The 14,246-nt window shown below is 66.9% G+C and carries 12 protein-coding genes and 1 pseudogene; 6 read left to right on the top strand and 7 right to left on the bottom strand.

The genetic code is table 11. From position 1 onward, the window contains the following. Window positions 1-434: 434 nt before the first annotated feature. The 3 genes from amt to ACOABP_RS10350 form a co-directional block, all read right to left on the bottom strand. On the bottom strand, window positions 435-1,970 hold the full coding sequence (gene amt / locus ACOABP_RS10360; protein WP_474224902.1) for an ammonium transporter: 1,536 nt from the start codon (window positions 1,968-1,970) through the stop codon (window positions 435-437). Between the two features lie 32 nt (window positions 1,971-2,002). Further along, window positions 2,003-2,341 carry a P-II family nitrogen regulator gene (locus ACOABP_RS10355; protein WP_066739826.1) on the bottom strand — a complete coding sequence of 113 codons (339 nt, stop codon included), beginning with the start codon at window positions 2,339-2,341 and terminating at the stop codon, window positions 2,003-2,005. A 64-nt stretch (window positions 2,342-2,405) separates the two neighbouring features. Continuing rightward, entirely contained in the window at window positions 2,406-3,212 is an 807-nt protein-coding gene (locus tag ACOABP_RS10350; protein WP_474224900.1) for a TorF family putative porin, read from the bottom strand. 524 nt (window positions 3,213-3,736) lie between these two features. Between ACOABP_RS10350 and ACOABP_RS10345 the strand changes: the two genes are divergently transcribed. The 3 genes and pseudogenes from ACOABP_RS10345 to ACOABP_RS10335 all read left to right on the top strand — a co-directional run bounded on the left by ACOABP_RS10345 (window position 3,737) and on the right by ACOABP_RS10335 (window position 6,122). Continuing rightward, the gene (locus ACOABP_RS10345; RefSeq protein ID WP_066739835.1) at window positions 3,737-4,000 is read left to right on the top strand and encodes an accessory factor UbiK family protein; all 264 of its coding nucleotides are present in this window, start codon (window positions 3,737-3,739) and stop codon (window positions 3,998-4,000) included. Between the two features lie 84 nt (window positions 4,001-4,084). After that, window positions 4,085-5,640: pseudogene (locus tag ACOABP_RS10340) on the top strand (YifB family Mg chelatase-like AAA ATPase). Window positions 5,641-5,645: 5 nt separating this feature from the next. Beyond that, window positions 5,646-6,122: a hypothetical protein gene (locus ACOABP_RS10335; RefSeq protein WP_474224899.1), complete on the top strand. Its 477-nt coding sequence runs from the start codon at window positions 5,646-5,648 to the stop codon at window positions 6,120-6,122. Here ACOABP_RS10335 and ACOABP_RS10330 read toward each other — a convergent pair. Together ACOABP_RS10330 and ACOABP_RS10325 are read right to left on the bottom strand one after the other, a co-directional pair. Next, window positions 6,113-6,766: a LysE family transporter gene (locus ACOABP_RS10330; RefSeq protein WP_474224898.1), complete on the bottom strand. Its 654-nt coding sequence runs from the start codon at window positions 6,764-6,766 to the stop codon at window positions 6,113-6,115. The genes ACOABP_RS10335 and ACOABP_RS10330 overlap by 10 nt on opposite strands. 92 nt (window positions 6,767-6,858) lie before the next feature. Beyond that, window positions 6,859-7,395 (bottom strand): hypothetical protein, encoded by a 537-nt coding sequence (locus ACOABP_RS10325; protein WP_474224897.1) that lies wholly within the window; start codon window positions 7,393-7,395, stop codon window positions 6,859-6,861. Between the two features lie 242 nt (window positions 7,396-7,637). Here ACOABP_RS10325 and ACOABP_RS10320 point away from each other — a divergent pair, with 242 nt between their 5' ends. The 3 genes from ACOABP_RS10320 to ACOABP_RS10310 all read left to right on the top strand — a co-directional run bounded on the left by ACOABP_RS10320 (window position 7,638) and on the right by ACOABP_RS10310 (window position 11,081). After that, window positions 7,638-8,132 (top strand): thioredoxin fold domain-containing protein, encoded by a 495-nt coding sequence (locus tag ACOABP_RS10320; RefSeq protein ID WP_474224896.1) that lies wholly within the window; start codon window positions 7,638-7,640, stop codon window positions 8,130-8,132. Window positions 8,133-8,270: 138 nt separating this feature from the next. After that, complete coding sequence (locus tag ACOABP_RS10315; protein WP_474224895.1) at window positions 8,271-8,807, top strand: TlpA disulfide reductase family protein; 537 nt, start codon at window positions 8,271-8,273, stop codon at window positions 8,805-8,807. Between the two features lie 162 nt (window positions 8,808-8,969). Next, the gene (locus ACOABP_RS10310) at window positions 8,970-11,081 is read left to right on the top strand and encodes an ATP-dependent helicase (protein WP_474224894.1); all 2,112 of its coding nucleotides are present in this window, start codon (window positions 8,970-8,972) and stop codon (window positions 11,079-11,081) included. Window positions 11,082-11,122: 41 nt separating this feature from the next. On the opposite strand, the gene cmdF is transcribed toward ACOABP_RS10310, so the two are convergent. Continuing rightward, entirely contained in the window at window positions 11,123-12,727 is a 1,605-nt protein-coding gene (gene cmdF, locus ACOABP_RS10305) for a tyrosine 2,3-aminomutase (RefSeq protein WP_474224892.1), read from the bottom strand. Between the two features lie 185 nt (window positions 12,728-12,912). Continuing rightward, the gene (locus tag ACOABP_RS10300; protein ID WP_066739915.1) at window positions 12,913-14,235 is read right to left on the bottom strand and encodes a sigma-54-dependent transcriptional regulator; all 1,323 of its coding nucleotides are present in this window, start codon (window positions 14,233-14,235) and stop codon (window positions 12,913-12,915) included. Between the last annotated feature and the right edge of the window lie 11 nt (window positions 14,236-14,246).

The following is a 14,246-nucleotide window of genomic DNA, read 5'->3' as shown; positions in this document are numbered from 1 at the left end:
ATGGGGATATGGGGCTGATCGGCGGTTTTCAAACCCCGGCGGCGGCACGCGGCGCCAACGGGCGGGGCCAGGGCCGGCCAAGGGCAGAGAGGCAAAAAAAAGCGCGGCATGGTGCCGCGCTTTCAAATGGCCTGACAGATACGGGGAGCGTTCTGCAGGTGGAGGAAACTGCCTCAGTGGCACTCTATGCGTCCACCCCATTAAATACAATTGAGACTTTTTAAGATCCGATTTAAGCACCCTGCGAATTTGCCCGGGAGCCCTTGTCCCACCGTGGGCGCGCCTTCCGGGCGGTTCCGCAGCGCGGAATGTTGGTCAGCAATCACACACGCATTTCACCCCACCGACAAGAAAAAAGCCCCGGCGCAAGGCCGGGGCAAAACTCCTGAGAGAAGATTCCCAATCAGCTCTCCAGCACAACTCTGTCGTGGATATCAACCTTCATAGGCCGTTTCGCCGTGCGAGGTGATATCCAGGCCTTCGCGCTCTTCCTCTTCCGGCACGCGCAGGCCAATCAGCATGTCCACCAGCTTGTAGGCCACCAGGGCCACCACGCCCGACCACACCACCGTGGTCAGCACGCCTTCAAACTGGATCCACAGTTGGCCGGCGATCGAATAGTCGTCGGCAACCTTGTTGGCCACGTAGTCGTAGATGCCCACGCCGCCCAGGCTCGGAGCCGCGAACACGCCGGTCAGCAGCGCGCCGACGATACCGCCCACGCCGTGCACGCCGAACACGTCCAGCGAATCGTCCATGCCCAGCATGCGCTTCAGGACGGTAACGCCCCACAGGCACAGCAGGCCAGCGATCAGGCCCATCACGATCGAGCCCATCGGGCCGACGAAGCCGGCGGCCGGGGTGATCGCCACCAGGCCAGCCACGGCACCCGAGGCACCGCCCAGCATCGACGGCTTGCCCTTGCCGATCCACTCACCGAAGGTCCAGGCCAGCACGGCGGCGCAAGTGGCGAGCAGCGTATTGACGAAGGCCAGCGCGGCACCGCCGTTGGCTTCCAGGCCCGAACCGGCGTTGAAGCCGAACCAGCCGAACCACAGCAGCGAGGCGCCCACCATCGTGAACGTCAGGCTGTGCGGACGAATCGCCTCGCGGCCGAAGCCGATGCGCTTGCCGAACATGAAGGCACCCACCAGGCCCGCCACGGCGGCGTTGATGTGCACCACCGTACCGCCGGCGTAGTCAAGCGCGCCCTTCTGGAACAGCCAGCCAGCCTTGGCCGTGGCTGCGGTTGCGGCAGCGGCGTCGGTGTAGGCGTCCGGACCCGGCCAGAACCAGACCATGTGGGCCATCGGGATATAGGCGAACGTGAACCAGATCACCACGAACACCAGCACGGCCGAGAACTTGGCACGCTCGGCGAAGGCGCCGATGATCAGGCCGCAAGTGATGCAGGCAAATGCGCACTGGAACGCGAAGAACACCAGTTCCGGGATCACCACGCCCTTGCTGAAGGTGGCCGTCACGGCGTCGACGTTCAGGCCCTTCATGAAGAGCCGGTCTGTGCCGCCGAAGAATGCGTTGCCTTCGGTGAACGCGAAGCTGTAGCCATAGATGGCCCACAGGATCGCCACCAGCGAGAAGATCACCAGGCACTGCATCAGCACCGACAGCATGTTCTTCGAGCGGACCAGGCCGCCGTAGAACAACGCCAGGCCAGGCAGCGTCATCAGGATCACGAACGCCGTAGCCACCAGCAGCCAGGCGGTATCGCCCTTGTTGGGCACGGGGGCCGGGGCGGCGGCGGGCGCGGCTTCGGCCGGCGCGGCAGCTGCCGGAGCGGCGGCCGCTGCAGCCGGGGCCGCTGCGGGGGCGGTGGCCGCTGCCGGGGCCGAGGCCTCGGCGGCGGGCTTGTCCTGCGCCACGGCATGGGTGGACAGGCCGAGGCCGGCCGTGCCGAGCGCCAGCGTCATCGCGCCGGCCGTCAGGAATCGCTTGAACCAGGTTTTCATGGGTCTAACCTCTGTCTCTCGTAGTTCTGTTGTCACAGCGCGTCGCCGCCGGTCTCGCCGGTGCGGATGCGGATGACCTGTTCAACCGGGGCGACGAAGATCTTGCCGTCGCCGATCTTGCCGGTGCGGGCCGACTTCTCGATGGCCTCGATGGCGCGTTCCACCACGTCGTCCGGCACCGCCACCTCGATCTTCACCTTGGGCAGGAAGTCGACGATGTATTCGGCGCCGCGATAGAGCTCCGTATGGCCCTTCTGGCGGCCAAAGCCCTTGACCTCGGTTACCGTGATGCCCGACACGCCCACGTCCGAGAGCGCTTCGCGCACCTCGTCGAGCTTGAACGGCTTGATGACTGCAATGATCAGTTTCATTGGGGTTCTCCTTGAGACAGCCCGATGGGTTCAGGCCGCCCGGCTGGGATGTGTGCTGTTTGAGTTAGAAAGTCTTGGTGATCGATGCCCAGGCTGCTGCCTTGCCCAGGTAGCGGCCACGGTTGGCGCTGGTGTAGAACGACTCCTTGGCGTTGGTGTCCACATAGGCCACCGACAGCGCAAAGCCCTTGCCCAGGTCCTTGGTCAGGCCGATCTTCCAGTCGGTGTACGACGCGTCGCTGTGATGCGTCACGCCCTGGTAGCCCACGTGCGCGTTCAGCGTCAGGTCCCAGAAGTTCAGCGGCACGTTGGCGGACAGGTCGACGTAGTAGCTGTTCTTGCTGTCGTCGATGCCGAACAGGTTGGTCACCGCGTGCGAATACTTCAGGAACACCGGGCCCCAGCCGATGCCGGCATAGAGTTCGGTGGTGTACGGGCGGGTGGTCGTGTAGCCGCCCGGGTAGTAGTACTGCAGCACGCCGACGTCGTAGTTGAATTCCTCGCCGCCCACCGCGAACTTGTTCTTGTAGCCGCCGTAGAAGTCCATTTCCACCGGTGCCGAAACCGACGAGTCCGAATCCTCGAGCCAGCTGATGCTCGAGTTCCAGTTGCCGACGTAGAACCCGCTCTCGTGCGAATAGTCGAACCCGCCCTGGATGGCCGGACGCAGGTTGGTCTGACTGATACCGCGATAGCGGTAGTCAGACACCAGCGACACGTTGGCGCTGAACGTGTGGGGCGATGCCGGCTCGGCGGCGGGTGCGGCTGCTGCAGGCGCGGCGGCGTCCGGGGCGGTCTGCGCGAACGCCACCGGGGCTGCCAGGCTGAACAGGACCGCAGCGGCGCTGACTGCGAGGCTCGACGTCTTCATCTGGTTCTCTCCTTTTCCTTGAAATCTTCGCGGGCTCGTTTTGAGGGATCTGCTCTATTGCTTTGTGGTCTTGACGCTCCTGGCAACCAGTACTGCAACTGCCGTGCCAGCTATCCCCGCCCTGTCCCGGCGCATGCCGGCATCGGGCGTGGCGAGACTCCGGAACCACACGACGGGATGTCGGGCGGTACCCGCCGGCACCCCCGAAAAGCGTTAAAAGATGTGACCAGCCCTTGTCAGAGCTTTCATGGCGGGCGCCGAAGCGCCATAATCCGCGTCATGAAGGGTCAAGTGCTGCGTGCTTGGCGTACAGGGGGAGCGCGCCGGCCCGTCCGGAGATGGCGTGGCGCGATACGCCCCAGTCAGGTGCATTGCCCTGCCGGGCCGGTGTGCCGGACGCCACAAGTCATCGCCCCAACGCGGTGCATGACTGGCCAGATCGCCACAAGCCGGACGCCTGGCGGGTGCCTGCCCGGCGCGGCCTGACCCGAACGATCCAAATTGGTCACAACAGGAGCTTCACCATGAAACCGACCGATCTCTTCAACGACCTGCAGCAGAAGGTCAGCGAGGCGCTGCGCAATTCGCCGGCCAAGGACATCGAGAAAAACGTGCGCAGCATGATGACCCAGGGCTTTGCGCGCCTGGATCTGGTCACGCGCGAGGAATTCGACGTGCAATCGCAGGTGCTGGCGCGTACCCGCGCACGGCTGGAGGAACTGGAAGCCCGCGTGGCGGCTCTCGAAGCCCGTGCCGGCGTCAATCCGCCGCCATCGACCGGGGTATGACCCGCAGGCGCCAGCCGCCTACCCGCATCGCCACAAAGGCCACCGTATCCCGGTGGCCTTTTTCTTTAACAAATCCGCAAACGTATGAGCCTTGCTGTCTTGCGCAGCCGTGCCCTGAACGGCATCGACGCGCCGCCCGTGTCGGTGGAGATCCATCTTGCCAACGGCCTGCCGGCGTTCAATATCGTCGGCCTGGCCGATACCGAAGTGCGCTTGCTTTCGCTTTGTTAGGTCGGGCACGCAGCATCTGGAGGATAAGAGGCCAATTTTGACAACGGCATTGCGGAGTCCACAAAACCGTCAACCTGGCCCCCGCCGACCTGCCGAAGGAATCTGGGCGCTTCGACCTGGCCATCGCGCTGGGCATCCTGGCGGCCGGCGGCCAGTTGCCGGTCGACGGGCTCGATGCGTTCGAATTTGCCGGCGAGCTGTCCCTGGCCGGCGACCTGCGGCCAGTGCGCGGCGCCCTGGCGATGGCGATGGGCCTGGCGCGCGACAACCGCGCAAGGATGGCCGCCGGCCAGCCTGCGCGCGCGTTCATCGTGGCGCTGGAAAACGGCCCGGAGGCCGCGCTGGTGGAAGATCTGGCGGTGCACGCCGGCGCCACGCTGCGCGAGGTGTGCCATCACGTGGGACTGCTGCCGGAGCAGGCGCTGCGGCGCGCCCGGCCGCCAGAGCGGGGGGCAGACGCAGGCAATGCGCCGGACATGGGCGACGTGCGCGGGCAACTTCAGGCACGGCGCGCCATGGAAGTGGCCGCGGCCGGCCAGCATTCCGTGCTGCTGGTGGGCCCACCGGGCACCGGCAAGTCGATGCTCGCACAGCGGTTTCCGGGGCTGCTGCCGCCGATGACCGAGGCCGAGGCGCTCGATGCCGCCGCCGTGCTGAGCCTGACGCCGGGCGGCTTCCAGCCATCGCAATGGGGCCGGCGGCCGTTCCGCAGCCCCCATCACACCGCGAGCGCGCCCGCCATGGTGGGCGGCGGCGGCAATCCGCGCCCCGGGGAAATCTCGCTGGCCCACCATGGCGTTCTGTTTCTGGACGAATTGCCAGAGTTCGAACGCCGGGTGCTGGAAGTCCTGCGCGAGCCGCTGGAAACCGGCCACATCACGATTTCACGCGCCGCGGCGCAGATCGACTTCCCGGCGCGCTTCCAGTTCATCGCGGCGATGAACCCGTGCCCGTGCGGCTACCTGGGCCATCCCACCCGCATGTGCCGCTGTACGCCCGACCAGGTGCAGCGCTATCAGTCGCGCATTTCAGGCCCGCTGCTCGACCGCGTGGACCTGCAGATCGAGGTGCCGGCCCAGGGTCAGCGCGAAATCCTGGACGGCCCGCCCGGCGAACCGAGCGAAGCCGTCCGCGCCCGCGCGGTGGCCGCCCGCGATCGCCAGCTGGCGCGCCAGGGCGTGCCCAACAGCGAACTGGCGGGCCGCGCCATCGACACCCGGTGCCCGCTCGACAACGCCGCGCAAACCCTGCTGCGCGGCGCGATGGACAAGCTGGGCTGGTCGGCACGTGCGTACTTCAGGGTGCTGAAAGTGGCCCGCACCATCGCGGACCTGGAAGGCACCGAGGTGCTGAACGCCGCGCATGTGGCGGAGGCAATCCAGTATCGGCGGGTGTTGCGGACGGGGTGAGACAAATGAACGCTTGGAATTCGGATATGCAGGATCTGTGGAACCTCGTTGGAAACCCCTGGTGGTGGACGGTATTCGCCACCATCCTCCTTTCCGGCATCGGTGGCGGACTGGCGCGCTTCGTACAGATGCGCGCAACGCCATCCGTGGAGCAGGAGGCTTATGTCGACGCATTGGCAGAGGCCGATTTCGTCATCGGCGCCGATCCCGGCAATCCACTGAAAAAAAACAAAAGGCCCGCCATGGGCCTTTGTCATTCATTTCACACCGGTGGTTCCAGCGGCGGCGGGGGCGGCTCCTCGATGGGAGGCTGGTCCGCCGGAAAGCCGGGCGGGGGCGGCTCGTCGGGAGGCGGTTCGCGGTGGGCAGTCAGGTCGACATCGTGCATCTGGGGCTCCATATACGCCGGGTCACTCCCCATTGAAGCAAACGCTGCCGCACTACGCCAGCCGTTCAGGCCGCCATCGTCGATTCAGGTGTGATGCCGGCGCACAAAAAACAGCGCCGTGCCCACCGCGACCAGCACGCCGCCGAAGAACCGGTTTTGCCAGCGCACTGCGCGTGCGTTGCGGAACAGGCCCTGCATGCGCGACGCCAGCAGCGCGTAGCCGTGCATCACGATCAGGTCGACAAAGCACATCGTGGCGGCCAGGATCGCCAGTTGCACGCCCAGCGGATGGCCCGGGTCGATGAACTGCGGCAGCACCGCCACCATGAAGATGATGCCCTTGGGATTGGTGACATTGGTCAGCAGGCCCGTGGCAAAGCGTCGCCGACGGCTCATGGTGGACACGCGTACCGCGCCGGACGGGCCGTTGGCGCCGTCCTGCGGACCGGTCTCGACCTTGGCGCGCCATTGCTGGACACCCAGGTAGATCAGGTACATCGCGCCAATCGTCTTGACGACCAGGAACGCTTCCTCGGACGCCAGCAGCAGCGCGCCCAGGCCGCCTCCGGCCACCAGCAGGATGATGACCAGGCCGGTCTGCAGGCCCAGGATCGTGGTCGACGTCTTCTTCAGGCCATAAGACAGGCCATGGCTCATCGACAGCACCGCACCCGAGCCTGGCGAAACGGCGATCACCCAGCACGCGGCAAAATAGGCCAGCCACACTTCCCAACGCATCACTTCACTCCTGGAGGTAACAACGGTTCAAAGCGGATCAAAGCTGTTTGGAGCGATCGATCCATCAAGTCAGTCACGGCAGAAACACGAAATCAGAACGGGTGGAACCCGGTCAGGAATTGCTCGACCTGCTCGGCCTGGCGCGTATCGCGGGCGGCGTCGCCGGCTTCCAGCACCACCGCCTGGTACACGTGGGCGCCCGACGCCACCAGCCGCGCGGTCAGTCGGCGGGGGGCCTTGTCCTGCGGCGACACGCCGGCCACCGACAGTTCCACGCCGTCAAGCGGCACGGGCGGCTGGGCCGCCGACATCACCGTGATCTGTCGCGACCGGGCCGGCGCGTCGGGGTGCGCGCCAAGGTTGGCAATCAGCCCCGCCTGCATGGCGTCCATGGCCTCGCGGCGCAGCGCGGCATCGTCGCTAGGCAGCGTGACCACGCCCACCGCGAATAGCGTACCGTCGATGTTCGCGGCCTCCATGGTCATCGGCAGCTTGTGGCCGGCAATCGATACATCGCGCGCGGCGCTGGTCGGCTTGGCCGGATACAGTGCAGCGTACTTGCCATCGCTCGACACAATGGTTCGCCAGTCATAGCGCGGCGAGCAGCCCGCAAGCGACAGCCACAACATGGCAAGCAGCGGCAGCAGGCAATGACCGGGGCGAAACAGTCCGAGACGGGACGAACTGGGCGAACTGGACGAACGGGGGCGGAGCGTGGTCGGGGGCATCGGAATGGGGGCGCATTCGTGCGCAAGCCGGTATTATCCGGGAAGCCGCGCCCCCACGCATGCCCCAAGGGTGACTTTCATCGCCGCTTTGGCTCCCGTGGCTGCCTTGCCCCCATGCGCCGGCCGTTTCCCGTGAGGTGACCATGCCCTTCCGTTCCCTGCCCCGCCTTGCCGCGCCATGGCTTGCCAGCCTGGCCGTACTCGCCAGCTTCGGCGCCGCGGCGGCCACCGCGCACCTGCCGCCTGTAACCGATGTCGGCGCCCAGTCGGCCGCCGCGGCCAAACAGGGCGAGCCGCTGGTGGTGCTGGTCAGCCTGCCCGGCTGCACGTACTGCGAGACCGTGCGCCGCAACTACCTGGGGCCCCAGGTGGCGTCCGGCGACATTACAGCGCGGGAAATCGACATGACGGCCGACACCCCGATTCGTGATGTCGACGGCACCATGACCACCGCCAAACGCTGGGCGCAGGCCCACAACATCTCGGTGGCGCCGACCGTGCTGTTCCTGGACCCCCTCGGCCGCAACCTGGCAAAGCCGCTGCGCGGCATGCAGCCCGATTTCTATGGCGCCTATCTGGAACAGGCCATCGACGAGGCCCGCGCCAAGGTGGCCGCCCGATCAGGCACATCCCGGTAAGCGAAGCATCCGACCCAATATTGAACAAATTGCGACGAATTGCCGCAGCGGCGGCGCGCTTGTCCAGCACGGGTGCCGGCCTCCGGCGCCCGCAGTAGAATAGCCGTTGTCCGATGGCTGTCCCGGTACCGTAATCCCATGTCCAACACTGCTATTTCCGCCACTTCCCCGCGCAAGCTCTGGCCGATCGCCGTTGCGGTCGTGATCGTCGCCCTGCTCGGCTTCTTCGGCTATCGCGCCATGTCGCCGGCCAGCAAGGTGCCCGACGCCACCTTTACGCTGCTGTCGGGCCAGAAGGTCAGCACGGCCGACCTGAAGGGCAAGGTCTACCTGGTCAACTTCTGGGCCACCAGCTGCGCCACCTGCGTCAAGGAAATGCCGCAGATGATCGACACCTACAAGCAGTTCAAGGACAAGGGCCTGGAATTCGTGGCCGTAGCCATGAACTATGACCCGCCGATGTACGTGGCGAACTACGCCAAGACGCGCGAACTGCCGTTCAAGGTGGCGATGGATTCGGACGGCACGGCCGCCAAGGCGTTTGGGGATGTCCAGCTCACGCCGACGACCTTCGTGGTCGACAAGAACGGCAAGATCCTGAAGCGCTACGTGGGCGAGCCCGAATGGGATGCGCTGCACAAGCTGCTGGACGGTGCCCTGGCAAGCGCAGCCTGATTCCACGCCCGTTCCAGCCGGAACCCGACGAAAAGGTGCCCATGCGGCACCTTTTTTGTTGCCCGAACGCCGCGCGGAAACGTCCGGCTTGCCAGTCGAAGCTGTATGGATATACAGTGGGCGCCAGATTTTTCTCAATCCCTGCCCTCTGCCATTCCCGCTGTGCTACCGGATCTCGCCCCTGAAGCCGACGTGCCCGCCGACCTCACCCAGGACACGGACGACGCGGCCGCCTACCTGTCCAAGCTGAATCCGGAGCAGCGCGCCGCCGTGGAGTACGCGGGCGAGGCGCCGCTGCTGATCATTGCCGGCGCGGGCTCGGGCAAGACCAATACACTGGCGCATCGCGTCGCGCACCTGGTGGTGGGCGGCGCCGATCCGCGCCGCATCCTGCTGCTGACGTTCTCGCGCCGCGCGGCATCCGAGATGGGCCGCCGCGTCGAACGCATCGTCGACCAGGCGCTGGGCATACAGTCCGGCGCGGGGCGCGCGGCGCTGCAGTGGTCGGGCACGTTCCACGCCATTGGCGCCCGCCTGCTGCGCGAGTATGCCGAGACGCTGGGCCTGGCTCCGAGCTTCACGATCAGCGACCGGGGCGATTCGGCCGACCTGATGCACGTGGTGCGGCATGACCTGGGGCTGTCCGAGCAGGCATCGCGCTTTCCGCGCAAGGAAACCTGCCTGTCCATCTATTCGCGGGTGGTCAACACCCAGTTGCCGATCGAGGTGGTGCTCAAGACGCAGTTCCCACGCTACGCGATGTGGGCCGATGCGCTCAGGGCGCTGTTCGCCGGCTATGTGGAGGCCAAGCAGAAGCAGCAGGTGCTCGATTACGACGACCTGCTGCTCTACTGGGCGCAGGCGATGACCGAACCGGCGCTGGCGCAGGACATGGGTGCGCGCTTCGACCACGTGCTGGTCGACGAGTACCAGGACACCAACGCGCTGCAGGCGTCGATCCTGCTGGCGCTGAAGCCGCAGGGGCGCGGCCTGACCGTGGTGGGCGACGACGCGCAGTCGATCTACGCCTTCCGTGGCGCCACCGTGCGCAACATCCTCGATTTTCCGACGCAGTTCACGCCGGCGGCCGAACAGGTCACGCTGTCGCAGAACTACCGTTCCACGCAGCCGATCCTGCAGGCCGCCAACGCGGTGATCGGCCTGGCGGCCGAGCGGTTCACCAAGGACCTCTGGTCGCTGCGCGAGTCGGCCGAAAAGCCCGGCGTGGTGGTGGTCAACGACGAAGCCGACCAGGCGCGCTTTGTCGTGGAACAGGTGCTGGCGCGGCGCGAATCGGGCCTGGCGCTGATGCATCAGGCGGTGCTGTTCCGCGCGGCCGACCATAGCGCGCAGGTCGAGATCGAACTGGCCCGGCGCAATATCCCGTTCGTGAAGTTCGGCGGTCTGAAATTCCTGGAATCGACGCACGTGAAGGACGTGATGGCCGTGGTGCGCTGGCTGGAAAACCCGCGCGACCGCATGGCCGGATTCCGCACGCTGCAGTTACTGCCAGGCATCGGCCCGAAAACCGCCGCCCGCGTACTCGAAGGGCTGGAAGCCGCCACCGAGCCGCTGGTGGCGCTGGAAGCGTTCGAAGCCCCGCCCGCCGCCGCCCCCGCATGGGACGACCTGCTGGCGCTGGCCCGCGCGCTGATGGCGCCCACGTCGCCGTGGCCTTCCGAGTTCGAACAGGTGGTGGCGTGGTACGTGCCGCATCTGGAGCGCATGCACGACGACGCCGCCGCGCGTCAGGCCGATCTGCAGCAGATCGAGCGTATTGCCGCCACTTATGCGTCGCGCGAGCGCTTCCTGACTGAACTGACGCTCGACCCGCCGAGCGCATCGAGCGACGAATCCGGCGTGCCGTCGCGCGACGAGGACTACCTGATCCTGTCGACCATCCATTCGGCCAAGGGCCAGGAATGGAAGGCCGTGTACGTGCTCAATGCCGTGGACGGCTGCATGCCGTCAGACCTGGCGACTGGCACCACCGAGGAAATCGAGGAGGAGCGCCGCCTGCTCTACGTGGCGATGACGCGTGCGCGCGACCATCTCGACGTGATCGTCCCGCAGCGGTTCTACGTCCACAACCAGGTGGGCTTTGGCGACCGCCACGTCTACGCGTCGCGCACGCGCTTCCTGCCGAACCGCGTGATGCCGAATTTCTACAGCCGGTCGTGGCCGCCCCCGCCGATGCCGGGCGAAGGGCAGCAGGCCAGGCCGGCGCTGCCGCAGGTTGATCTCGCCTCCCGCATGCGCAACATGTGGAAGTAGGAGACCGGACTCCAGATCCGGGAGCGAGATCGGCGTCTGAACTAGACCAGTTCCACCCCCGCCTGGCGCACCACGTCCACCAGCGCCCCATCGCGCAGCAGCGCGGCCACGCGTTCGATCTCGTCGGTCATGTAGCGGTCCATATCCAGGAACGGCACGTGCTCGCGCACGAAGTCGAACACGGCGCGGCCGGCTGGCGACAGGTGCTCGACGGCGCCCGCCAGTTCGGCGGCCTGGCAGGCGGCCAGCAGTTCCAGCGCCAGGATGTACTGGTTGTTGTCGAGGATGCGGCGCGCGTTGCGGGCCGAGATCAGGCCCATGCTGACCACGTCCTGGTTGTCACCGTTCGACGGCACGCTCTGGATGCTGGCCGGGCTGCAGATGGTGCGGTTCTCGGCCACCAGCGCCGTGGCCGGGTACTGGGCCCCGGCAAAGCCGCACGACAGCCCTTCATTGGCGGCGGCCAGGAACGCCGGCAGGCGGTTGTTCAGGTGCGGGCTCAGCAGCCGGTTCAGGCGGCGCTCGGCCATCACGCCCAGTTGCGTGGCGGCGATAGCCAGGAAGTCCATCGCGAATGCCACCTGCTGGCCATGGAAATTGCCGCCATGGAACAGCGAGTCATCGTCAAAGAACAGCGGATTGTCGTTCGATGAATTGAGTTCGCGCGTCACCACGGTGGCGCAGTGGTCCAGCGTATCGCGCACGGCGCCCAGCACCTGCGGAATGCAGCGCAGCGTGTAGGCCTTCTGGATGAATACGCCAGTGCCGGTGTTCTTTTCGTCGCCGGCGCGCTGCTTCATCTCGGCGCTGAGCGTGTCGTGGCCGGCCAGCCGCGTCGAGCCGGCCAGCAGCGCGCGCAGGTTGGCGGCGGAACTGACCTGCCCCGGGTGCGGCTTGGCGATGTCGTGGCCGTGCGCCATGAAGGCATCGGCCGATGCCGACAGGCCTTCGAGCGCCAGCGCCGCGATGGCTTCGGCCTGCCGGACCTGCGCACGCAACGTCTCCAGCAGCAGGCACGACACTCCGGTCATGGCCGATGTGCCATTGATCAGCGCCAGCCCCTCCTTGTACGCCAGTGTGACCGGCGCAATGCCATGCGCCTGCAGCACCTCCGCGGTGGGTGCCGTGCCGCCGTCGGCAGTCAGCACCTTGCCTTCACCGATCAGCGTGATGGCAACGTGCGACAGCGGCGCAAGGTCGCCACTGGCGCCGAGCGACCCCACCTGCGGCACGGCCGGCGTGATGCCGGCCGCCAGATACTTGAGCAGTTGCTCGATCACCACGGGACGCACCGCCGAATAGCCACGCGACAGCGCGTTGGCGCGCGCCACCATCATCGCCCGCACTTCATCGCGCGAGAACAACGGCCCCACCCCGGCGCAATGGCTGCGCAGCAGGTTTTCCTGCAGGGCACGCCCATGCTCGATATCCACCCAGTTGTGGACAAGTTCGCCAAACCCGGTGGACACGCCGTAGATCGGCACGTTGGTGGCGGCCACCTGCTCGAACCGGGCGCGGGCATCGCGCACCTTGTCGAGCACGTCGGCCGGCACTTGCGCGGTCAACTTGCCTTGGGCGATGGCGGCAACGGCATCGGGGCGCAGGCGATAGCCATCGATGTGGGCGGGATGTGCGGCGTGGGGCATAGGTCGGGACGGTAGCAATGGAGGCGCTTGCCCTCTCCCCCGCCGCTCTCCCGCGCGGGAGAGGGGGCAAACCGCCAGCATCTGATATGCACTTGGGCTCTCCCCTCTCCCGCATGGCGGGAGAGGGGCTGGGGGACAGGGCCGGGCCTGAGTGTACCGAGCCCCGATTCGTCCCGCTGCAGCCGTTACAGTCCGTAGCGTTTGATCTTGTCGTAGAGCGTCGCCTTGCCCACCTGCAGCAGGTCGGCGGCCTGGCTCACGGCGCCGCCGGTGCGCGCAAGCGTATCGGCGATCACGGCGCGCTCGTAGCGCTCCATCCGCTCGCGCAGCGGGATCGATTCGTCGCCGCCTTCGGCCTTGCCGGCATGGCCCCCTTCGGGCACGCCCAGCACCAGCCGGTCTGCCGCGTTGCGCAGTTCGCGCACGTTGCCGGGCCACGGGCGCTGCATCAGTTGCTGACGCTGCATCTCGGACAGGATCGGCGCGGGCCGCTGGTAGCGCACGGCGGCCACCAGCATGAAGTGCTCGAACAGCGGCACGATGTCCTCGCGGCGCTCGCGCAACGGCGGCAGCGGAATCGTCACCACGTTGAGCCGGTACAGCAGATCCTGCCGGAACGTGCCCTGCGCCACCAGCGACTCCATGTCACCCTTGGCGGCGGCGACGATCCGCACGTCGATCGGCAGCGACGCGTTCGAGCCCAGCCGCTCCAGCGTGCCTTCCTGCAGCACGCGCAGCAGCTTCACCTGCAGCGCCAGCGGCATGCTCTCGATCTCGTCCAGGAACAGCGTGCCGCCCGACGCATGTTCGAGCTTGCCGATGCGGCGCTTGCCCGCACCGGTGAACGCGCCGGCCTCGTGGCCGAACATCTCGCTCTCGAAGATCGATTCCGGCACCGCGCCGCAGTTCAGCGCGATAAACGGCGCGTCGCGGCGCGTGGACAGCGCGTGCAGGCTGCGCGCCACCAGTTCCTTGCCGGTGCCGGTCTCGCCGTTGATCATCACCGGCACGTCGGTCTCGGCCACGTTGGCGATCAGGTCGCGCACCTGTGCCATGGCGGGCGAGCGTCCGATGATGCGCGTGCCCGCTGCCGGGCCAGCCAATTCGCGGCGCAGCGCCACGTTTTCCAGTTCCAGCGCGCGGCGTTCCAGCGCCCGGCGCACGGTGTCGGTCAGGCGATCTGCGCCGAACGGCTTCTCGATGAAGTCGTAGGCGCCCTCGCGCATCGCCTGCACCGCCATCGTAATATCGCCATGCCCGGTCACCAGGATCACCGGCAGCCCCGGCGCCACGTTGCGGCAATGGTGCAGCAGGTCCAGGCCCGACGCGCCGCCCAGGCGCACATCGGTCACCAGCACGCCCGGAAAGTCGGCGCTCAGGTGCGGCATCGCGGCCTCGGCCGATGGCAGCGCCAGCACCGCGAAGCCGGCCAGTTCCAGGCTCTGCGCGGTGGCCTGGCGCACCAGCGGTTCGTCCTCGACAAACAGCACGCGCAGTCCGTCTTGCATCGCAATCATTT

The organism is Cupriavidus sp. HE11 (assembly GCF_056097175.1).
This window is presented reverse-complemented; position numbering and strand designations above follow the sequence as displayed.